The organism is uncultured Lactobacillus sp. (genome assembly GCF_947367125.1).
Lineage (GTDB): Bacteria > Bacillota > Bacilli > Lactobacillales > Lactobacillaceae > Lactobacillus.
This window is the reverse complement of the sequence record NZ_CANBCQ010000006.1, coordinates 1-20,871: the sequence shown is the minus strand read 5'-3', so window position 1 is coordinate 20,871 and position 20,871 is coordinate 1. Positions and strand designations below refer to the sequence as shown.

17 protein-coding genes, 1 tRNA gene and 2 rRNA genes are annotated in these 20,871 nt (G+C 37.0%); 5 read left to right on the top strand and 15 right to left on the bottom strand.

Annotated features, from left to right (window positions below; all coding sequences use genetic code 11):
* Positions 1 to 134: 134 nt before the first annotated feature.
* Positions 135 to 851 carry a CPBP family intramembrane glutamic endopeptidase gene (locus Q0Y84_RS02815; protein ID WP_297950650.1) on the bottom strand — a complete coding sequence of 239 codons (717 nt, stop codon included), beginning with the start codon at positions 849 to 851 and terminating at the stop codon, positions 135 to 137.
* A 102-nt stretch (positions 852 to 953) separates the two neighbouring features.
* Between Q0Y84_RS02815 and Q0Y84_RS02810 the strand changes: the two genes are divergently transcribed.
* The 3 genes from Q0Y84_RS02810 (at position 954) to Q0Y84_RS02805 (ending at position 2,934) form a co-directional block, all read left to right on the top strand.
* The gene (locus Q0Y84_RS02810) at positions 954 to 2,336 is read left to right on the top strand and encodes an IS3 family transposase (protein WP_035434713.1); all 1,383 of its coding nucleotides are present in this window, start codon (positions 954 to 956) and stop codon (positions 2,334 to 2,336) included.
* A 180-nt stretch (positions 2,337 to 2,516) separates the two neighbouring features.
* Positions 2,517 to 2,789, top strand: coding sequence for a CAP domain-containing protein (locus Q0Y84_RS12310; RefSeq protein ID WP_366791349.1), 273 nt, complete (start codon positions 2,517 to 2,519; stop codon positions 2,787 to 2,789).
* Positions 2,758 to 2,934 (top strand): hypothetical protein, encoded by a 177-nt coding sequence (locus Q0Y84_RS02805; protein WP_297950646.1) that lies wholly within the window; start codon positions 2,758 to 2,760, stop codon positions 2,932 to 2,934. Before Q0Y84_RS12310 ends, Q0Y84_RS02805 begins: the two co-directional genes overlap by 32 nt.
* 146 nt (positions 2,935 to 3,080) lie before the next feature.
* Here Q0Y84_RS02805 and Q0Y84_RS02800 read toward each other — a convergent pair whose 3' ends face one another.
* The 6 genes from Q0Y84_RS02800 to adhE form a co-directional block, all read right to left on the bottom strand.
* On the bottom strand, positions 3,081 to 4,253 hold the full coding sequence (locus tag Q0Y84_RS02800; protein WP_297950643.1) for a mannitol-1-phosphate 5-dehydrogenase: 1,173 nt from the start codon (positions 4,251 to 4,253) through the stop codon (positions 3,081 to 3,083).
* 3 nt (positions 4,254 to 4,256) lie between these two features.
* Positions 4,257 to 4,709 (bottom strand): PTS sugar transporter subunit IIA, encoded by a 453-nt coding sequence (locus tag Q0Y84_RS02795; protein ID WP_297950642.1) that lies wholly within the window; start codon positions 4,707 to 4,709, stop codon positions 4,257 to 4,259.
* Positions 4,710 to 4,724: 15 nt separating this feature from the next.
* Positions 4,725 to 6,506, bottom strand: coding sequence for a PTS mannitol transporter subunit IICBA (locus tag Q0Y84_RS02790; RefSeq protein WP_297950640.1), 1,782 nt, complete (start codon positions 6,504 to 6,506; stop codon positions 4,725 to 4,727).
* 133 nt (positions 6,507 to 6,639) lie between these two features.
* Positions 6,640 to 8,694, bottom strand: coding sequence for an HTH domain-containing protein (locus Q0Y84_RS02785; RefSeq protein WP_297950638.1), 2,055 nt, complete (start codon positions 8,692 to 8,694; stop codon positions 6,640 to 6,642).
* A gap of 356 nt (positions 8,695 to 9,050) precedes the next feature.
* Positions 9,051 to 10,862, bottom strand: a complete 1,812-nt coding sequence (glmS, locus tag Q0Y84_RS02780; protein ID WP_297950636.1) for a glutamine--fructose-6-phosphate transaminase (isomerizing) — start codon at positions 10,860 to 10,862, stop codon at positions 9,051 to 9,053.
* 189 nt (positions 10,863 to 11,051) lie between these two features.
* Positions 11,052 to 13,676: a bifunctional acetaldehyde-CoA/alcohol dehydrogenase gene (gene adhE, locus Q0Y84_RS02775; RefSeq protein WP_297950634.1), complete on the bottom strand. Its 2,625-nt coding sequence runs from the start codon at positions 13,674 to 13,676 to the stop codon at positions 11,052 to 11,054.
* A gap of 311 nt (positions 13,677 to 13,987) precedes the next feature.
* Here adhE and Q0Y84_RS02770 point away from each other — a divergent pair, with 311 nt between their 5' ends.
* The gene (locus Q0Y84_RS02770) at positions 13,988 to 15,361 is read left to right on the top strand and encodes an amino acid permease (RefSeq protein WP_297950632.1); all 1,374 of its coding nucleotides are present in this window, start codon (positions 13,988 to 13,990) and stop codon (positions 15,359 to 15,361) included.
* On the opposite strand, the gene Q0Y84_RS02765 is transcribed toward Q0Y84_RS02770, so the two are convergent.
* Positions 15,317 to 15,910 (bottom strand): DapH/DapD/GlmU-related protein, encoded by a 594-nt coding sequence (locus Q0Y84_RS02765; RefSeq protein ID WP_297950630.1) that lies wholly within the window; start codon positions 15,908 to 15,910, stop codon positions 15,317 to 15,319. The genes Q0Y84_RS02770 and Q0Y84_RS02765 overlap by 45 nt on opposite strands.
* A gap of 104 nt (positions 15,911 to 16,014) precedes the next feature.
* Between Q0Y84_RS02765 and Q0Y84_RS02760 the strand changes: the two genes are divergently transcribed.
* The gene (locus Q0Y84_RS02760) at positions 16,015 to 16,896 is read left to right on the top strand and encodes a LysR family transcriptional regulator (RefSeq protein WP_297950628.1); all 882 of its coding nucleotides are present in this window, start codon (positions 16,015 to 16,017) and stop codon (positions 16,894 to 16,896) included.
* Between the two features lie 45 nt (positions 16,897 to 16,941).
* Here Q0Y84_RS02760 and Q0Y84_RS02755 read toward each other — a convergent pair whose 3' ends face one another.
* The 7 genes from Q0Y84_RS02755 to Q0Y84_RS02725 form a co-directional block, all read right to left on the bottom strand.
* Positions 16,942 to 17,310 carry a DUF956 family protein gene (locus Q0Y84_RS02755; RefSeq protein WP_297950626.1) on the bottom strand — a complete coding sequence of 123 codons (369 nt, stop codon included), beginning with the start codon at positions 17,308 to 17,310 and terminating at the stop codon, positions 16,942 to 16,944.
* A 3-nt stretch (positions 17,311 to 17,313) separates the two neighbouring features.
* Positions 17,314 to 18,234: a PTS system mannose/fructose/sorbose family transporter subunit IID gene (locus tag Q0Y84_RS02750; protein ID WP_297950624.1), complete on the bottom strand. Its 921-nt coding sequence runs from the start codon at positions 18,232 to 18,234 to the stop codon at positions 17,314 to 17,316.
* 29 nt (positions 18,235 to 18,263) lie between these two features.
* Entirely contained in the window at positions 18,264 to 19,079 is an 816-nt protein-coding gene (locus Q0Y84_RS02745; protein WP_297950623.1) for a PTS mannose/fructose/sorbose transporter subunit IIC, read from the bottom strand.
* A gap of 16 nt (positions 19,080 to 19,095) precedes the next feature.
* Positions 19,096 to 20,112: a PTS sugar transporter subunit IIB gene (locus tag Q0Y84_RS02740; RefSeq protein ID WP_297950622.1), complete on the bottom strand. Its 1,017-nt coding sequence runs from the start codon at positions 20,110 to 20,112 to the stop codon at positions 19,096 to 19,098.
* Positions 20,113 to 20,412: 300 nt separating this feature from the next.
* Positions 20,413 to 20,485 (bottom strand) — tRNA-Asn (locus Q0Y84_RS02735).
* A gap of 13 nt (positions 20,486 to 20,498) precedes the next feature.
* Positions 20,499 to 20,615, bottom strand: a 5S ribosomal RNA gene (gene rrf, locus Q0Y84_RS02730).
* Between the two features lie 70 nt (positions 20,616 to 20,685).
* Positions 20,686 to 20,871, bottom strand: a 23S ribosomal RNA gene (locus tag Q0Y84_RS02725); the annotation flags it as partial.

Sequence of the window (20,871 nt, the reverse complement as noted above, 5' to 3'; positions counted from 1 at the left end):
TTCAATAGCATCTACAATAAACAATATTAAAATCACTACATACATGACTGCTAAAACAAATTTACCAAAATTAGTTTTAGGATGCCAAATAAAACTGACTAAAAGTAATATATTTGCAATCCCAAATGTAATGCTTATTTTATTTTCAAAAATCTACGATTAATTGTATAGATACAAATCAACATCAAGATTACAACTGGTATTACTCCCAATATTGCTAGCTTAATTTTAGAGGTACCATAATCTGTATTCAATATCTTAGGTGAAAAATCCTGTAAAAAGTGTACTATCATACCCCAAATTAATCCATTTGACCACACTCGTAAATAACTAAGAACTAAACCAAACAGAATTGAACAGACAATAGATGTCCACAAAATGTCATACTTCTCTTTATTAAAAACTAACAAGAAAGCGTTAAATAAAACTCCTCTAAATAGAAATTCTTCACAGATTGCGGGCAATATTGCAGCTAAAGCTGCTACCATTATTTGATATAGAGGTAACTTAAATAATAATATTTTCTCTTTTAACGCAATTAAAACTATTAAAGTTAAAAAGACGCAGTAAATGATCATCATTACTTTTGATATCCCTTGCAATTTTAGTTTTTGATTAAAAGTCTTAGTTGTTAAAATAAAACGCTCAGCTACATATGTAAAAACAACTATAAAAGCAATTACAATCAACCACTTAATTAATGAACTGCCCATAATTAAATAAGGCAACCAAAATGAAGCTATTAAAAGAATAATCGCAAGTATGAACAGATTTCTAATTACCTTATTGACTTTAGCTTTATTACTAAACTCTACTTCATCTGCTAATGCTAAGTAATATTTATTATTCATAGTTCCATCCTAATAATATATTTTTATTTATATAAAATAATAAGACAAATAAATCCTAATTGAAGTGAGACCTAAAAGTGAGACACTTTTAGGTCTTTTACTATGTCTAAATTTAATAAAGAACAAAAAATAGAAATTTATCGTAAATGGAAAGATGAGAATATCTCAATAAGTCAATTGTCTAAAGCATATAAAATGAACTTAGCTAATTTAGATTACATGCTTAGATTGATTGATATGCATGGAACGGATATTTTAAATACTGGAAAGCAGGTTTATTCTAAAAAATTTAAAGAGCAAGCAATTGAACAAGCTATCTTTGGTACTAAGTCATATGTTCAATTATCGCTAGAATTAGGCTTCAAAAGCATTGCCATGCTTAACAAATGGCTTAGAGAATACAAAGAAAACGGGTATAATGTCATTATCAAACAGAAAGGACGTCCTGCCCGTGGTCAAAGAGAGTCAGAAATCACGCAAGGAACTGGAGAAAGAGATCCAAAAGCTGAAAGAAGAAAACTTGCGATTGCGTATTGTGAACGAATACGTAAAAAAACTGAAAGCCTTGGATCAAGAAAAAGATCAGAACAAATAGCTAAGGCAATTACTGATCTAAGGCATGAATTCAAAGTCAGCTTGGACTACGTCTTAGAAGCAATCGCTGAGCATCCAGGGCTACCGATAATTGCCAGAAGCTCTTACTACAAGATCATTAAAAGAAAGCCTAAAAAGCCTAAGCGTTCTAAACTCATTGCCAAGATCAAGGAAATCTTCAATTATCATCAGGGGCGCTATGGCTATCGCCGAGTAGCATTGCAGCTACTCAAAGATGGTTGGAACGTTACTGAGAAAACAGTTCGCTACTGGATGCATAAGCTAGGTCTTAAGGGTATCAGACGCAATAAGCGCAAGTATTCAAGCTATAAAGGTACTATTGGCAAAATAGCACCTAATTTGATTCATCGCGATTTCTTTGCGCCAATGCCTAATATGAAATGGTATACTGACATCACTGAATTTCATCTTAATGATGAAAAGCTGTATTTGTCGCCTATTTTGGATGGCTGCGGCGGTGATATAGTTTCTTACTCTATTTCAAAACATCCAGATATGGATTTAGTAATGACAATGCTTGATAAAGCTTTCGCTAAAGAAACAGCTCTTAACAACTGTATCTTTCATACTGACCAAGGCTGTCAATATCAGAGTCCAAAATACCAACGTGCTTTAAAACTTCAAGGCATCACTCAAAGCATGTCCAGAAAAGGCAATTCCATGGATGACGGTTTAATGGAGAACTTCTTTGGTCTGCTTAAGACAGAGATGTTTTATGACCAAGAATACAAATACCATAACCTTCAAGAATTAACTCAAGCCATTGAAGAATACATCGAATACTATAACGAAGAAAGGATAAAGAGCAGACTAAAAGGTTTAACTCCGAAAGAATATCGGAATCAAGCCTCTATTAATCCTGTATTTTAAACTGTCTAATTTTTAGGTCTCAGTTCAGAGATTATTTACACAAACTTCTTGACAGTCTCAAAAACTCAGAAATTAAGAAATCCTACTAAATCTTGGTATTACAACCTTGATTTAATAGGATTTTTCTTTTGAGTGAAAGTCTAAAATTAAAAATAGACTTTTTTCCAGACACTCTTTTTTATAAAAAAGCTGCAAATTGCAAAATCATTCTTAACGCAACTAAATGCAGCAAGACAAGAAAATGAAAAGAGACCTTTAGAACTGGACCCAACAATTAACAATTTTGCAGAGACAAAAGCCAATGAACAATTAATTCTTTACGGTCATACGCGACCAAATGGGCAAGATTTCAATTATGGTGAATGTATCGCAAGAGAGAGTCTTAATACCTCTGTTTCAGAGGCTGCTAAAGAAGCTTTAAATGATTTTCTTTATAATGACGCAGGTAGTTAATTGGGGACATAGAAATAACTTGCTCAGTAGTCAATATACTAATGTTGGTGTCGGGGTTGTTTTTGAACAAAAACCTGGCTTATCTTGGGGTAATTATCAATATAAAGACTTTATCGGATTTGCATTAGTCGTTGATCTTAATTAAAATAAACCTACTAAGTGCCAGTGGCTGGGAAGAAACTAAAAGTATAGAAAAAGAACGATGAAATCCAAATGGAAATCATCGTTCTTTTTTATGGTCCAGGAGTTAGTTTTTTCAAAAACACATTTTCAATAGGTTATTCAGTTATCTTATCTAGTTTTTTTATCATTTTCAGCATCATGATATGACTTAACGATTTCTTCAACTAATTCTGGGTCATCCTTTAAACCAGTGATTTCAACAATGACATCTTTCAAGTCTTCATCCTTAAGCATTTGCATCAACTTAACGCTTTCCTTATCGTTAGGTTCATCAAAGTGATAAATTCTACCAACAGTTTCCATTAAAGCGCTGTAGTCTAAACCTCTGTCCTTCAATTCACGAATTGGACGGATAAATCTTTCATTGTAGCCTAACTTACGGATTGGCGTTCTACCAACACGAGCAATATCATCTGAAATATATGGATTTTGGAATCTGCTTAAAATCTTGTTATGGTATTCTTCCAAGCTTTCTTCAGTAAATTCCTTGTTCCACTTGTGGTAAAGAAGTGAACGAGTTTCACTCAAGACCCGCTTAACTTGCTTCAAAACAAATGGATCCTTAATGGCATCACCAATAGTTGAGTATCCCAAATTCTTGCCAGTGTAAGCAACAGTTGCGTGACCAGTATTAACTGAGAAAAGTTTTCTTTCAATATAAGGCTCAAGGTCTGGTGCATAATCAACACCCTTTAACTTGATGTCCTTGTTCTTCATTTGGCTTTCGTCAATGACCCATTCCTTAAAGTCTTCAACTGAAACAAACAATGGATCATCATTGTGTTGAATAGGAACAATTCTATCTACGGCTGCGTTAGGGAAGCCAATGTACTTGTCAACTTCAGGTTTAACATCATCATCCAAATGCTTGTAAACCTCTTCTTTTAAGTGCTCTGAACCGCCGATCATGTTTTCGCAAGCAATCACGTCAAGTGGCTTAGTGTTTCCTGATTTAATTCTTTCAGTTAAACCTTGAGCAATTAACGGAGCGATAATTGCCAAAATCTTAGGACCAATGGCAGTGGTTACCATATCGGTAGTTTTAATTGCTTCAATTACCTTTTCTGGATTCTTGGCATTGTTAATACCATCAACGTTTGAAACATGAATTCTCTTCTTGCCTGGTGCGGCTAATTCAATGTCGTATTCACCACGCTTGTTTAATTCATCAATAATCGTTTCATTAACATCGACAAAGTCAATGCCGAAACCGTTATCTGCTAAAGTTTCACCAATAAATCCACGACCAATATTACCTGCACCAAAATGTACTGCTCTCATTGTTTAATCTCCTACGTTCTTTAATAAATCAATAATTTCTTCTGGTGACTGTGCGTCTGCAAGTTTTGCAACGTTGGAAACATCACTGCAGAAAATAGCAATCTGTGACAAAATATTTAAGTGTTCATTATTTAAACCAGCAATCCCAAAGACAACGGTTACCAATTGTTCGGTATCATCCTTAGGGTCGCTAAAATCAACGCCCATTGGAATTTGGACTACTGAAATTCCAGTTTTCTTAATGTGCTTCTTACCTTCGTCAGTTCCGTGAGGGATGGCGATGAAATTACCCATATAAGTCGACACATCTTCATTACGGGCAAGCATTGAATCAATATACTCTGGTTCAACGCAGCCGCCATCAACTAGTAGTTGACCGGCCATTCTAATTGCTTGATCCCGCGTTGGTACGTCTTGATTAAGTTTGATCATTTTTGGATCTAATTGTAATGCCATTTAGCTCATCCCTTTCTAATTCATCTTTTGAATAGCTTCGCCAAGCTTTTTGTCTTTAAGTAAATCATCTACAACTAAAGTTTGAATATCGCTGTATCTGACAGCTAAGTTTTTATTGGCAGCTGGCGTTACAATTACTAAGTGACTTGGATCATCAGTTAACTCATTAATTCTAACCGCCTTAACTGGAGTAGTCTTGCCAGCCTTCTTCATTGCATCGCTGAACAAACTAGTTGCCATTGTAGCCGTACCCAAGTGTTGGTCATGACGAATGAAGTCTACTTCCTTAACCTTGCTAAAGTCGATTCCTTCAAGTGAACCTACCTTCTTAGCTGGCTTTTCAGCCTTTGGCTTATCTTCTACTTGAGTCAAGGCCTTGAAGCTGGCTACGATTGTGTCATATTTTGGACTACTTAAGAAGTTGCCAACTGCAACGTGCATTGCATGTGGTGTCTTTTGTAAGGCACGGTCAGCTAATTCTTCTTGCGTAATAACTAACAAACCATCTTCATCTTTTAAGTTTCTAACAGCGGTATTAGTTACTGAAACCTTAATCCCGGCTTTCTTAAACTTGTCACGTAATAATGAAGCACCCATTGCAGATGAACCCATACCTGCATCACAAGCAAAGATAACTTTCTTCACATTTTCATATGACTTAACTGATTCATGGGCATCTTCAGCTTCTGGCATTGCTTGACCCTTAGATTGAACCTTCATTGCTTGCATTTGTGCTTGTTTAGCTTCTAACTCATCACCAGTACTCTTGTCATTTTTAAGAATAATTGCAGCAATAACAAATGAGACAACTGCAGCGCCAAGAACACCAATAATATTACCGAAGTAAGCATCCTTTGCAGAAACAAGCAAGATAGCTAAAATCGAACCAGGTGAAGCAGCTGCCTTTAATCCACCACCAAGAGTAGTGAATAAGAAGGTACCAGTTACACCACCACCAATAGCAGCAAGAATCAAAGATGGTTTCATCAATACATATGGGAAGTAAATTTCGTGAACCCCACCGAAGAATTCGATGATAGCCGCACCAGGAGCTGAACTCTTTGACTTACCTTTGCCGAATAAAGTAAAGGCAAGCAAAATTCCAAGACCTGGACCTGGGTTTGATTCCATTAAGAACAAAACTGACTTACCAACTTGAGCAGCCTGTTGGATACCTAATGGAACTAAGATCCCGTTACCAATAGCGTTGTTTAAGAACAAAACTTTGGCTGGTTCAATAATGATGTTGGCTAATGGTAATAAATGAACCTTAATAATCGCATTTACACCTGCACTAGCCCATTGACTTCCGACTTCCATAATTGGTCCAATGATAAAGAAAGCGAAAATCGCCATAATCATTCCTAAAATCCCAAGTGAAAAGTTATTGTAGATCATTTCAAAACCAGATTTAATCTTGTCCTGGAATACTTGATCTAGTTTCTTCAATAACCAAGCACTAAGTGGACCCATGATCATGGCACCCAAGAACATGGGTTGATCAGTACCAACAATTACACCTAATGTACCGATCGCACCAGCAACGGCACCACGTTCTTCATAAACCATGCGCCCACCTGTATAACCTATCAACAATGGCAACAGGTAGCGAAGCATTGGTTGAACTAAATTATTAATTTCTTTGCTAGGGAACCAACCATGTGGATACATAAAGAACGCAGCGGTAAGTCCCCAAGCGATAATGGCACCGATATTCGGCATGATCATTCCGGATAAAGCTGTACCAAATTTTTGAACCTTCACTTTAACAGAAGATTTACTTTTTGCTTGAGCCATTTTCTTCTTCCTCTCTCATCAACTTACATTTTTATCCTAATGCAGTTAGTAAGCGCTTGCAATGAAACAAAAATAGAACTCTGGCACAAAACTGTGCCAGAGTCTGAGATTGCTTATTTGATAAGCCTTAGCGCTATTTAGTATTTAACATTGTCTCTTTGAGATCCTGCAAAAAAAGCGCGGCAATTGCTTCTTTAATTTCTTTTTGGCTGCCATTGGTAAATAAATCCAAATTGCGAGTCGACATAATAATCATACTGGAAATGGTACTCATTACTTGTTGTTCCGATGCAGTAAGGTTATCTGGAGCTAACATTAATAACACCCTTTTAACCTGAATCATGTTATGATCCATTGATTGCAATGAAATTTCATTATCCAAATCAAACATTGTAAATGAACAACGAGTAATTTCGGGGCTTCGCGTATGCAGCAAAGCAATGTGACTGTTAGGAATTCCCACCGGTGCCATCCTAATTCGCTTAAGCAAATTTTTAGCAACGGGCATCTGTTGATGAATCAAAGTTGAATCAGAATGAGCTAAACATTCTTGAATCACCGCAATTAAGTATTGTGAGTTATATTCTAGTTGCTGGACTTTAATACCATTAACTAGTTCTGAACAAAACAAGGCACTAATTGACAATTTAGAGAGCTTTTCCACAGACTGGGGATGTACTTCTTCAGTGGGTTGCCCTTGGGCAGTTGGTTGCGGATATTTTTGTTCATAATTTTTAAGGTAAGTGCGAATTTTTACCAGTTCATCCTCTAGTAACAAAGGACTAACCAATATATAATCTCGGGAAAATCCTTTTAATTTTAAGGTTGAAAAAATTAGATTGTAATTTGCTAAATCGATTTGATTTAGAGCAGAAACCCGACTAGTTTTTACTTCTTTAATTTCAGAAAATTCTCTTTTTAACTTGGCACCTAAAATAGCTGAAGTCCCAATCCCGTTTTCACAAATTACTAACGCTGATAAGCTACGCTGCTGATTACGACTACTATATTCATTAGCAAAATAAAGTAAGATCAACTGTAACTCAGAAGCGGTCAAATGATTATCCGGGAATTCTAACTGCCAATATTTTTGAATTGCAGCATATAACTCGGGAAACTTTTGACTCAGACCAGCTAAAATTTCAATTGGTGTATCTGGCAACAGTGCAACTTTATGCCGAACTAAACCAACAATATGCTTAGTCACCTTCGTCATAAAACTAGGATCCTTTTGAAAATCCCAACGTACTTCTTCAGAAACGTGCTGCACAAAGTCTTTTACTCTAACTGAAATTTCCAGCTCACGTTCATTATAAGTTAGATAAGTACTGTGATAATCACATGCTAAAAGCTTATTAGCCAAGTACGAAATATCATTTTGCTCTACTTTAGCCTGATGCTTTTGCATAAATAAAGCCATGAAACGATAAACATAACCTCGATACCTGAGTGAGTCTGCATTGGCTTGGACAAAGTCTAACTTGCATCCCGCCAACGTTCTTTTTAATGTTACGGCAAAAGTTAAGATCAAATCGATTATCTTCTGATCACTATCCAGTTTAATCTTGCCAGAAATGCTCTTTTTTAGACAAGTATCAACATCTACTAGCAAATTTTTATTAAGCAGCGTTAAAAATAAATCGCTGCTTGCTGTTTCATTATGTAAATATTTAAAAAAGTTGTACTCATTAATCTGATTGAGCATGATGTCTACTAATACTTGACGCCGAATTTTTTCAGGAGCCTCAATTAATAAACCAACTCCTTTTTTGCGAACAAGACTAATCTGATATCGCTTTAGCGACTTTTCAACTGCATTTAAATCATTTTGAATCGTCGCTTCACTAACATTTAGATCAAGTGCAAACTGAATAATTTTGCAGGACTCTGTGCTTAATAATAATTTAGCCGCAATTATTTTTTCTCTTTTGGCAACTGAAATCACATTTTGGCTATGTGATTGCTGCACAACTTGTTTAATTTCTTGGAGTTGTTTTGAATCACCAGATATAAAATATTTTCCTTTTTGATTTTCAATTTCAAAATTATTTTTCTTTAAATCACCAAATTCTCGATAAACAGTCCGGCGACTAATTTTTAAGCTCTCTTCAATTTGTTTAATACTTATCCCGTTAGGATTATCTAGCATGAGCTGTAAAATTTGCTTCTGTCTTTGTGTTAAAAACATATCATCGTTCCTCAATAACGTACCCTTTGTACATTAATTATACTTGAACGCAAAAAAAGAAGACAGATCTCAAATCCGTCTTCTTGAATATGTCTACTTTATTCCCGCTTCTCAATATTCTTCTGGATATTTTTGTTCATTATGATACAGATCTAAGAAATATTCAGGTCCTTCTTCAATAAACGGATCATCTGAACATAAATACGAATAAGTTTTTAACGTTGATCTAATTCTTTATCAGTAAGTTTCATACTTCTATCACCTCACAAAATTTAATGCATTCAAGTAAGAAACAAAATTTCACAAAAATAGCGGTGGCTTATTCACCATCGCTATTCTTATTAGTAAATTATTAATTATTCAACAGTAACACTCTTAGCAAGGTTACGTGGCTTATCAACATCTAAGCCCTTATTCTTTGAAGCGTAGTATGCCAAAAGTTGAGTTGGTACTACAGTCAAAAGTGCTGACATGTAGTAGTTAATTTCTGGCAAAACAATTGTGTCATCGCTATTGGCAAATTCTTTACCAACAATAGTAATCACTGAAGCACCACGTGATGCTACTTCTTGAATATTACCGCGAGTAAGGTCAGCAGTAACTGGGTCATTGATCAAAGCAATAACTGGAGTACCATCTTCAATTAATGAAATAGTACCATGCTTAAGTTCAGCTGCAGCAAAACCTTCAGTTTGAATATAGGAAACTTCCTTTAACTTCAAAGCACCTTCAAGAGCAACAGCGTGATCAATACCACGACCAATGTAGAAGGCATTTCTTGATGGTACTAAGTACTTCTTAGCAAGTTCTTCTAACTTTTCCTTACCATCCACAATTTGTTGGATACCTTCAGCAGCAATAGCTAAGTCATGCTTTAAATTCCAGTCCTCAGCTTCTTGATTATTAAGCTTTTCACCAAGTGCCTTAGCCAAAATAGCTTGCAAAGCAACTTGTGCAGTATAAGCCTTAGTTGAAGCAACAGCGATTTCAGGACCAGCGCCAAGCAACATGGTGTAGTTAGCTTCACGTGATAAAGTTGAGCCTTCAACGTTAGTCATTGTCAAACTTGGAATACCACGTTTATTAGCTTCCTTTAAAACAACACGTGAGTCAGCAGTTTCACCTGATTGAGTCAAGAAAATGAAGAATGGGTGCTTGCTCATCATTGGGAAATGGTAACCAGCTTCTGAAGCATAACCAACTTCAGTAGGAATACCAGTGTAGTGTTCAAAAATAGATTTACCAACAAGACCTGCGTGGTAACTAGTACCTGCAGCAAAAATGTAAAGACGGTCAGCCTTAGAAATAGCATCAACAATATCTTGATCTACCTTTGGTTCACCATTTTCATCCAAGTAGTTTTGTGACATGTGACGCATAACGCCTGGTTGTTCATCGATTTCCTTTAACATGTAGAATTCGTAAGTACCCTTTGAAGCTGCATTAGGATCAATGTTCAAAACGTGAGGTTCACGGTCAACCTTTTTGCCATCGATAGTTTCAATTGTGTATGAATCCTTAGTAATGTCACCAACATCACCATCTTGCAAGTCAACGAAGGTCTTGGTTTGGTCAAGTACTGAAATAGCATCAGAAGCAATAATGTTAAAACCATCGCCGATACCAAGCATCATCGGTGACTTATTCTTGGCGATGAAAACGTGATCTGGTTCAGTGTTATCAACAAGCAAGAAAGCATATGAACCCTTAACTAACTTCAAAGCTTCCTTAAATGCTGAGAATGCGTCCAAGTTTTTATCACGAGCAATCTTCCCAATGAGTTGAACTACAACTTCAGTATCAGTATCTGAGTGGAACTTAACTCCTTGTAAATACTTTTCCTTTAATTCTGTGTAGTTTTCAATCACACCATTGTGAACCAAGTAGAAACGCTTAGTTTCGTCAAAGTGAGGGTGAGCGTTGTCAACAGTTGGCTTACCGTGGGTTGCCCAACGAGTATGACCAATTCCAACTAAGCCTTGTTCATCTGGAGTTAACTTTTCCTTTAAGTTAGAAATACGGCCAACAGCCTTAGTTAAGTATTCATTACCATTTAAGTCATTTAAGTAAATACCAGCTGAATCGTAACCACGATATTCCAAGTTAGTTAATCCATTTAAAATAATATCTTTTGCAGGCTTACCTACAACTCCAACAATTCCGCACATAATTTTCTCCTTCGGTCTAGTTCACTTTTAATCAATGGACTAGTTTGTTTTTATTGTTACAGTAGGTATAATAGTCTTTTTTTAAAAATCGGTCAAGCACAAACATCCAAAATTGGTATAATATTTTTAAGTATAAAAAATAGCTATCAAAATTTAATCTGACAGCCATTTTTATTCAAGTAAATTTAATTATTTTTGGTTAATGCCCTTGCCTTCGTAGCAGTCTTTCATTAATTGAACAATTTGACTGATTAATGGAGCCGATGGGTTAGTAACAGTATTTTGGTCACCATAAGCTTCAACAGCTAATCGGTCCACCTTCTTATCAAATTCAGCTTTATCGACACCATAGTCCTTAAAAGCTAACTTAATGCCAACTGATTCAGCCAAGTTAATAATCTTTTGTACCAACTTTTCAACTAATTCAGCATCACTTGAGCCAGTTAAACCAATTGCTCTAGCAATATCAGCATAGTCGCTTTCAGCACGGTAAACTGAGTAATGTGGCCACATTGCAAGTTTTTCAGGACGCTTAGCATTAAAGCGAATGACTTGTGGCAAAGCAATTGCATCGCTAACCCCACTTGGAATATCAAAAGTTGAGCCCACAGTATGAGCAATTGAGTGCTCCAAACCAAGAAAGGCATTTGAATAAGCCATTCCAGCAATCGTAGCTGCATCATGCATTCTCTTTCTAGCATCAAGATCGCCATCGTAAGACTTCTTCAAGTTAGCGAAAATTGCTTTAATAGCTTCAAGTGACCAGCCACGAGTGAAGTCAGTTGCCATCGTTGAAACATAACTTTCAATTGCATGACCTAATGCCTCAAACCCTGACCAAGCAATTAAACGTTTGGGCAGCGTTTGCACAAATTGATCATCAACAATTGAAACATCTGGTGTCAAGGCATAGTCGCATAAGGTATGTTTAATTCCAGTTTTAGCATCAGAAATAATGGCAATTGGAGAAACTTCTGAACCGGTACCTGAAGTAGTTGGAATACATACAAGTTGGACACCATTAATCTTTGGGAAACGAACTACTCTTTTTCTAATGTCGAGGAACTTTTGGTAAGCTTCTTCAAAACTCATTTCTGGGTTTTCATAGAATAAGCGCATTGCCTTGGCTGCATCCATTACTGAACCACCACCGATGGCAATAATTACATCTGGCTTGAAGATGTTCATTCTGTGAACACCATCTTTGATCACATCAGTATTAGGATCAAGCGTTACAGCTTTGAAGACTTCATATTCCTTTTGTCCTAAACGCTTAGAAATAATATCAGTGATTTCATCAGCAAAGCCTTGGTCAGCTACACCTTCATCAGTAACAATGAAGAAGCGGTTAACGTTTGGCATATGACGTAAGTAGTTAGCAGCATTATGTTCAAAATAGGTCTTTGATGGAACTTTTACCCATTGCATATTGTCCCGGCGCATTGCCACCGTTTTAATGTTAAGCAAATCTTTAGCACCGATATTATGTGAGAAGGTATTAGCACCGTATGAACCAGTACCCAAGGTAAGCGATGGCAACATGTTGTTGTAAAGATCACCGATACCACCAAGGGCAGCTGGGGAGTTAACTAGGATACGACAAGCATCCATCTTCATTGCAAACTCATCAATGATCTTTTTATCATTTGAATGCAACCCAGCAGTATGACCACGACCGCCATAATTTAACAAGTCAGTACAAATCTTAAATGCATCATCGTGACTCTTAGCCCGGTACAAAGTAAAGACTGGTGAAAGTTTTTCTGCTGAAAGTGGGAAGTTTCTACCTACACCTTTATATTCAGCGATAATTACTTTAGTTGTCTTTGGCACATCCACCCCGCAAAGCTTAGCAATTTCATAAGCTGATTTACCAGCTACTGGGCCAGCAACCGTACCACGACGAGGATCAATAAAGTGTTCTTCAAACTTTTTAATTTCTTCTTTATTCAAGAAGTAGCAGTTCCACTTCTTAAATTCTTCCTTAACCTTGTCATAAATTTCAGTGTCAACGACAACTGAGTTTTCAGAAGCACAAACCATGCCGTTATCAAAGTTCTTTGATAAAACAATATCATAAACTGCACGATCAATATTAGCAGTCTTTTCAATATAAGAAGGCCCGTTACCAGGACCAACGCCAATAGCTGGCTTACCTGATGAGTACGCAGCCTTAACCATACCTGGACCACCAGTTGCCAAGATGGTCTGAACACCTGGGTTATTCATCAAGTCAGTAGTTGCATCAAGACTTGGTTCTTCAATCCATTGAACGGCATCTGCCGGAGCACCTGCGGCAACAGCTGCTGCACGAATGATTTTACCAGTTTCTACACAACACTTTTGAGCTTGTGGGTGGAAACCGAAGATAATAGTATTTCTCGTCTTCAAAGCGAGCATTGCCTTGAAAATAACAGTTGAAGTTGGGTTAGTTACTGGTGTAACACCTGCAATAACACCCTTAGGTTCAGCGATCTTGGTCAAACCTAATTCCTTGTCTTCTTCAATTACGCCAACAGTCTTTTCGTGACGCAAACTGTTCCAGATATTTTCTGAAGCATACATGTTCTTGGTAGTTTTATCTTCGACTACACCACGTTTAGTTTCTTCGACAGCCATTTTAGCTAGTGGGTAAGCATTTTGTTCACCTGCAGTAGCAACTGCTTCACAGATCTTATCAACTTGTTCTTGTGTGAAGTTAGCCATTTGATCTAAAGCGACATGTGATTTCTTTACTAAGTTATCAACCATGTCGTAGATTTGCTTTTTCTTTTCGTCCTCTGTGAGAGTCTCTTTTTGTTGTGTCTTAGCCATTATATTATTACCTCTAAGATCTACTAATTCTTGTGAACTAATTTACAATGTCAACTATAGCACAATAACTTTATTTGTAAATGCTTGAATTTGTGAAAGCACCGAATTAACAAAGATCCATATTGCTGTATGTTTTACTCCTATAATAATGAAAGCGGTTTCTAAATTATTTGTTTGTGAATTAACAAACTTATTTTATTTGGTTAGTTTTTTATATTTTTTTAAATCTGGCTTTAGAGTCTGGTCTTGTTAACTGATAATGATAAAATATTAAGTATATGTGAAAAGATTGAGAACACTGGGGGACTTTTATGAGTGAGAAAAAAACAAAGACCAATTCTGGTTATAAACGAACCCTAAGCAATGCACATATTCAATTAATTGCTTTAGGCGGAACAATTGGGACAGGTCTTTTTCTAGGTGTGGGTGACAGTATTCACCGAGCTGGTCCTAGCGTTATCCTAATTTATATTATTGTCGGCATCTTTCTTTTCCTCCTAATGCGGGCATTGGGAGAACTAATTATGTCCGACTTAAATAAGCACACTTATATTGATTTTATTGAACAATATTTAGGCAAAAACATTGGCTTTATCACAGGTTATCTTTACTGGATAAGCTGGATTACCTTAGGGATGGCTGAAACGACCGCGTTAGGAATTTATTTCAAATATTGGTTTCCAACATTGAAGCCGTGGATACCTGGAATTATTACGATTGCACTTTTGTTAGTAATTAATTTGATTTCTGCTCGCGTATTCGGAAATCTTGAATTCAGTTTTGCTATTATCAAAATTGTGACAATTGTTGCCTTTGTTATTTTGATTCTGTATCTATTGCTAACTGGTGGAAAAACCACTTTTGGTCCAGTAACTTTTGCTAATTTAGATGATCACGGCGGCTTTTTTGCCCGTGGTAGCAAAGGATTCCTGCAAGGATTCCAAATGGTCATCTTCAGTTTTATCGGCGTTGAATTAATTGGTTTGACCGCAGCTGAAGCCCAAAAGCCAGAAACAACCTTAAAGCGTGCAATTAACCAATTGCCAGTTCGAATCATTTTGTTCTATGTGATGGCTATTTTAGGCATTTTATTAGTAATTCCATGGTCCAAAGTTGCTACCAATGCTAGCCCATTTGTTGAAGCTTTAGGCGCTACTGGAATTAAAAATGCTAGTTCCATTATTAACTTTGTAGTTATTTCAGCAGCTGTTTCATCAACAAATAGCTTTTTATATAGTGCTGGTCGATTGCTATTCTCGGTGACTTTTGATGGTAAAGGTAAATGGAATCAAACTTTTGGCCATTTATCAAAACGGCAGCTTCCTCAAAACGCATTAATTTTATCTGCATTATTAATGGGATGCGCACCTCTAATCACATTAGTCATTGGGGATCAAGCCTTTAACTTTATTTCATCAACTTCCACTAGTATGTTTTTGATTATCTGGAGTTTGATGATTTTGACCCATATGGCATATCGCAGAAAAACGCCATTTAATGAACTTGACGATTTCCAAATGCCTGGTTATCCTTATATTGACTACGTAATCTTGCTATTCTTTGTATTAATGATTATCTTATTGTTAATTTTACCAAGTTACCGTATACCGATGATCGCTGCAATTGTAACGTTCATTGTGCTATACATTATTTCCAAGATTTGGAGTAATGAAAAAGCTGTTTAAGCAAAAAGGTCGAGAAAAATCTCGGCCTTTTATTCTGCAATTTTTTTTAATTATTTTAGCAGGTACTCCTGCTACCATCATATTTACTGACACGTCTTTAGCAACTACTGCATTAGCCGCTACAACTACGTTCTTGCCTACTGTAACGCCAGATAGAATCATTGCCTTAGCGCCAATCCAAGCATTTTGTTTGATAGTAACAGGTTTTAATTCCAGTTCTTTTCTGTGCTGCGGAGAGAGCTGATGATTAACTGAAATAAGATACGCACCTGGACCAATTAATACATCATTTTCAATTGTAATCCCACCTAAGTCAACCATCATTACGTTAGCATTAATAAATACTCGCTCACCTAACTTAATGTTACGTCCATAGTCAGAGTAAAAGGGCAAGTGAATTTCAGTACTAGTTGGTACTTTTTGTCCAATTATTTCACTGATCAATTGTCTAATCTCACAACTGCAATGTCTCTGTGTATTTAAATTTTGTAATAGACGTTGATTCTGTTGAATAAGTTTTTGACGTAAATCTTGATTCTCTGTTTCCATTTCTCTTCCTCTTTTCTTGCTTAACTTCAGTTTAAAAAGTAAGCTTAACAATGTACAAAGCTTATAAGGTATGAAGTATAATAACAATTATTTATGAATAAAAAATGGAATTAAGAGTTTTAAATTATTTTGTGGCAACTGCCCAAGAATTAAATATGACCCGAGCAGCTGAAAAATTACTGGTTTCTCAGCCTGCCCTATCACGACAAATTGCCGATCTAGAGGATGAACTAGGTGTTAAACTATTTAATCGCCAACCACGACATTTAACATTAACTCCTGCAGGACAATATCTTTACGAACAAGCAAAAGAGATTTTAACTTTAACTGCTAAAACTAAAAGCAATTTGCAGTCCAGTGCGGTAATTAGTGGTGATTTAACCATTGCGGCTGGTGAAAGCTTTGCCATGCAACGTATTATGAATATTGTCAGCAACATTATTCAGGATTATCCAACAGTCAAAATACATGTTTTGAGCGGTGATTATGAATTTGCACAAAAACGCTTAAACACCGGTACAGTTGACTTTGCTGTTATTATTGGTAATTTACCATTAGGTAACTATGCTTCGCTTCAGCTCCCTGAAAAAGATACATGGGGTATACTAATGACTAAAGATGATCCTTTAGCTAAAAAAGAAATAATTACTGCTGCAGATTTAGTCGGTCGTGATATTCTAAATTCACAACAAGCTGAAAATATGCGTTATTTTGATTCATGGTTTGGTAATTATAAAGATCAAATTAATATTATTGGTACTAATAATTTAAGTTTTAATGGTACTCTGTTAGTTAAAAATAAAGCCGCAATTATGTTAACTTTAGATAAGATTGCTAATATTTCTGATGAATCAGAATTAACTTTTAGGCCAATCACTCCCATGATGAAGCAACCAATTACCGTCATTTGGAAACACGAAACTAATTTATCTCCTGTAGCTGAACTTTTCTTGAACCGATTACGTGCTTCGGTTACTGATGGATAAAAAATAACCTAGATCAAATTTCGATCTAGGTTATTTTGTTTAACTTTATTTCTTTTTGCGACTAAAACGTTGTTTTAATTGTTGCCATAAGCTCAGTGCTCTTCGCATATGATCAGCTGGCACATACTTCCGCATTGCCCGTAATACCTTTTTAGGATCACGTGATGCAAAAATAAATTTACCATTGGACTTAGTTCTGATCTCAAAACGAGGAATATAGCGCCCACCAAAACGAATGTCTGCAACCACATAAGTTACTTCATTCCAGGGAATCTGAACATAATCTTCAACGTTTCGTTCGTTATAAAATTCAAAAGCTCGATCGCCAATCATAATTTTTCCATATGATGCAATACCTCTAAACCAAGTAGCATCAATGGTTAGATCGACTCTTGTATTAATTGACTTAGCCATTTATTAAAGAATGCCCCATACGTGGAAGAGAACACCAACAACGAAGATACCAATGATGATCCAAATTGGTGAAACCTTCTTCTTCAATAACCACATACAGAAGAAAGTCAAAAGTAAACCAGCTAAACCAGGAATTAATTGGTTCAAGTTGTCTTGCAAAGTAGTAACTTTGGTACTAGTTAAAGACTTACCGTTACCCATATTCCATTGTTCAAGAGCGGATTGGATACCCTTAGCACCCGATGGAAGCTTATCCCATTCAATGTAACCACCCTTTTGGATAGGAGTTCTAGAAACAACTGGAGTAAATGTAATATTTACCCAACGTTCAATCAAGGCACCCAAAACGAACATACCCATCATGGAAGCACCACGAGTAACTTTTTGAAGCATACCACCTGACATATCATTAGTGATAGCTGAACCTGCCTTGTAACCAAATTCTTGTGAGTACCACAAGAAGGCAAGTCTGATTAAATTCCAGATAACGAAGAATAAGATAGGACCCATTACGTTACCTGAGATAGCCATTGATGCACCTAAAGCACCAACAATTGGACGAACAGTGTACCAGAATACAGGGTCACCAACACCTGCTAAAGGTCCCATCATACCAACCTTAACACCTTGAATAGCGTCGTCAGTAACTTCAGCACCATTAGCTTTATCTTCTTCCAAAGCCAAGGTAACACCAAGAACAGGTGAAGCCAAGTATGGGTGAGTGTTGAAGAAGACCAAGTGTCTTTGTAAAGCAGCAGACAAATCATTCTTCTTAGGGTATAACTTTCTCAATGCTGGAATCATTGAGTAAGCAAAACCACCGTTTTGCATTCTTTCATAGTTCCATGAACCTTGAAGGAATTGTGAATGCCACATAACGTTAAAACGGTCACGCTTGGTTAATTTAATTTTCTTATCAGCCATTTGTATAAATCCTCCTCTATGCGTTCATTTTAATAATCATCAATGATATCGCCGAGTGGATCGCCGGTACCGGCATCGCCAGAGTTTGAACCTCCGCCGTTACCACCTTTAGCTTCAAGAGCTAAGTACATCAAAGCCATTGAAAGACCGATAGCACCAAGGGCGATCAAAGTTAAATCCTTGATAGCAGCAAGAGCAAAACCAATTGCGAAGAATGGCCATACTTCTTTACTTGCCATCATGTTAATAACCATAGCATAACCTACAGCTACAACCATCGCACCACCAATAGTCATACCTTCGTTTAACCATTGTGGCATCATTGCAAGCCAACCTCTAACTGTTCCAGCAGGAATAGCTAAAAGGAGTGCAGCTGGGATAGCAATTCTCAAACCTTGCAAACATACGGCGATCCATTGCCATATGTTAATCATACGCCAATTCCCTTTCTTAGCTTCAGCGTCCATGATGTGAACGATAGCAGTAGAAACAGTACGTACGATCATAGTTAAGAACAAACCAGCAACAGCCAAAGGAATAGCAATACCAGTAGCAGTACCGATCCCCTTAGTTCCTTGACCACCTTCGATCAAAATAATTGCTGAAGCAACAGAAGCCAAAGCAGCATCTGGTGCAACTGCGGCACCAATGTTTGCCCAACCCATTGCGATCATTTGTAATGAACCACCTAGCATAACGCCGAGGTCCAAGTGACCGGTTACTAAACCGATTAAAGTACATGCGACTAATGGTTGGTGAAATTGCCATTCATCCAAGATACCTTCCATACCAGCAAGAAAGGCAACAAACACAACCAAAATCATTTGTATAGCGTTTAATTCCATTTTTTACTCCTAAATCTTATTTCTTTTGTTCGTCAAGTAAAGTTTGAGCCTTCTTTAAGATAGCATCCATGTTACCTGGTGCATCTGCAGGAACCTTTCTAACATCAAACTTAACGCCCATTTTTTCAAGTTCACGGAAAGTATCAACGTCCTTTTGATTCATAGATAATACGTTATTTGCGTTAACATCACCATCTTTATAAGACATTGAACCAACATTGATTTCTTTAATATCAATGCCACCCTTGATAGCTCTCAAAACATCTTCTGGATTTTCGAACAAAAGAAGTGCATGAGTATTTCCAAATCTTGGGTCCTTAGCAATTTCTTCCATCTTCTTAAGTGGAACAGTGTGAGCCTTAACACCGGCTGGTGCAGCTTCACGAATCATACTCTTACGCAAATTATCCTTAGCTACACTGTCTGAAACAACAATTACTCGATCAGGCTTCATAGCTGGGATCCAACCAGTTGCTACTTGACCGTGAAGTAAACGTGAATCGATTCTTGCTAAAACGTATTTAATGTGACCATCACCAATCACAGTACCTTCAGGAATGCTCTTACTGCCACCTTTAGCAGCAGAATCATCCTTAGCAGCTGCTGGAGCTGCAGCAGCAGTCTTAGGCATCAAATCAGCTGGCTTAGTCTTAATACCATCTCTACCAGGTTGAACAACCGCAGTAGCGATATGCTTTGCTGTAGCATTAGCATCCATCATTCTTTCAGTTAATGCTTGTACAACTATTGGTAAATTCATACCTGCAACAATTGCCCATTTATCATGCTTTTCAGCAAGACCATTTGCTTGGTTAAATGGAGTACCACCCCATAAGTCGACCAAGAACAAAACTTCATCTTGGTTATCAAATGAAGCAATTGCTTTTTCCATCTTGCCACGAATGTCATCTGGACCTTCATTAGGCTTTAAGATAACATGTGCAAAATTATCTTGTTCGCCGAAAAGCATTTGTGCAGATTGTGCAATACCATCGGCAAAGCCACCATGGCTGGCTAAAACAATTCCTACCATGTAATTTCCTCCTCTAGATCAAAAAAATGAATCCGCTTTTATTATACGATAAATATAATCTTTTAAAAAGTATTATTTGAAAAATATTTCATAAAATGACATTTTGTCACTGGAAGCTCAAAAGTGGCGCCCAGCAAGCGAAAACAGAAAATTGGTCTAAAAATTTAAAAAGCCATTTTCATGAATTTAAACATAATTCACAAATTTGGCTTCCTATTAAAATATGCTTTGGTTCAATTATTCAGTTTTCATAAAATAACGCACAAAAAAAGGAAGCCTTCCGCTTCCTTCTCATTCTTACTCCGGCTGTCAGACTCGAACTGACGACATCTTGATTAACAGTCAAGCGCTCTACCAACTGAGCTAAGCCGGAATATTAAAAAAGAGCACGGCAGCTTCCTTTCCTCGCAGGCAGTTGCCCACCAACTACTTTCGGCGTGAAGAAGCTTAACTTCTGTGTTCGGCATGGGAACAGGTGTATCCTTCTTGCTATCGCCACCGTACTCTTTTGAGCTAATTCGCTCAAAACTAAACATAATCCTTCTCGCAAAAAACCTGCCAGATCGCTTCGCTTTGGTCAAGTCCTCGACTGATTAGTACTGGTCCGCTCCATCCTTCACAGGACTTCCACTCCCAGCCTATCTACCTCATCGTCTTTGAGGTGTCTTACTGCTTTCGCAAAGGAAATCTCATCTTGAGGGGGGCTTCGCACTTAGATGCTTTCAGCGCTTATCCCTTCCGCACATAGCTACCCAGCGA

Excerpts from the sequence above, each read along its gene's own strand:
- Q0Y84_RS02815 (WP_297950650.1), bottom strand. The coding sequence starts at position 851 with ATGAATAATAAATATTACTTAGCATTAGCAGATGAAGTAGAGTTTAGT.
- Q0Y84_RS02810 (WP_035434713.1), top strand. The coding sequence starts at position 954 with ATGTCTAAATTTAATAAAGAACAAAAAATAGAAATTTATCGTAAATGG.
- Q0Y84_RS02805 (WP_297950646.1), top strand. The coding sequence starts at position 2,758 with ATGATTTTCTTTATAATGACGCAGGTAGTTAATTGGGGACATAGAAAT.
- Q0Y84_RS02800 (WP_297950643.1), bottom strand. The coding sequence starts at position 4,253 with ATGAGAGCAGTACATTTTGGTGCAGGTAATATTGGTCGTGGATTTATT.
- Q0Y84_RS02795 (WP_297950642.1), bottom strand. The coding sequence starts at position 4,709 with ATGGCATTACAATTAGATCCAAAAATGATCAAACTTAATCAAGACGTA.
- Q0Y84_RS02790 (WP_297950640.1), bottom strand. The coding sequence starts at position 6,506 with ATGGCTCAAGCAAAAAGTAAATCTTCTGTTAAAGTGAAGGTTCAAAAA.
- Q0Y84_RS02785 (WP_297950638.1), bottom strand. The coding sequence starts at position 8,694 with ATGTTTTTAACACAAAGACAGAAGCAAATTTTACAGCTCATGCTAGAT.
- glmS (WP_297950636.1), bottom strand. The coding sequence starts at position 10,862 with ATGTGCGGAATTGTTGGAGTTGTAGGTAAGCCTGCAAAAGATATTATT.
- adhE (WP_297950634.1), bottom strand. The coding sequence starts at position 13,676 with ATGGCTAAGACACAACAAAAAGAGACTCTCACAGAGGACGAAAAGAAA.
- Q0Y84_RS02770 (WP_297950632.1), top strand. The coding sequence starts at position 13,988 with ATGAGTGAGAAAAAAACAAAGACCAATTCTGGTTATAAACGAACCCTA.
- Q0Y84_RS02765 (WP_297950630.1), bottom strand. The coding sequence starts at position 15,910 with ATGGAAACAGAGAATCAAGATTTACGTCAAAAACTTATTCAACAGAAT.
- Q0Y84_RS02760 (WP_297950628.1), top strand. The coding sequence starts at position 16,015 with ATGGAATTAAGAGTTTTAAATTATTTTGTGGCAACTGCCCAAGAATTA.
- Q0Y84_RS02755 (WP_297950626.1), bottom strand. The coding sequence starts at position 17,310 with ATGGCTAAGTCAATTAATACAAGAGTCGATCTAACCATTGATGCTACT.
- Q0Y84_RS02750 (WP_297950624.1), bottom strand. The coding sequence starts at position 18,234 with ATGGCTGATAAGAAAATTAAATTAACCAAGCGTGACCGTTTTAACGTT.
- Q0Y84_RS02745 (WP_297950623.1), bottom strand. The coding sequence starts at position 19,079 with ATGGAATTAAACGCTATACAAATGATTTTGGTTGTGTTTGTTGCCTTT.
- Q0Y84_RS02740 (WP_297950622.1), bottom strand. The coding sequence starts at position 20,112 with ATGGTAGGAATTGTTTTAGCCAGCCATGGTGGCTTTGCCGATGGTATT.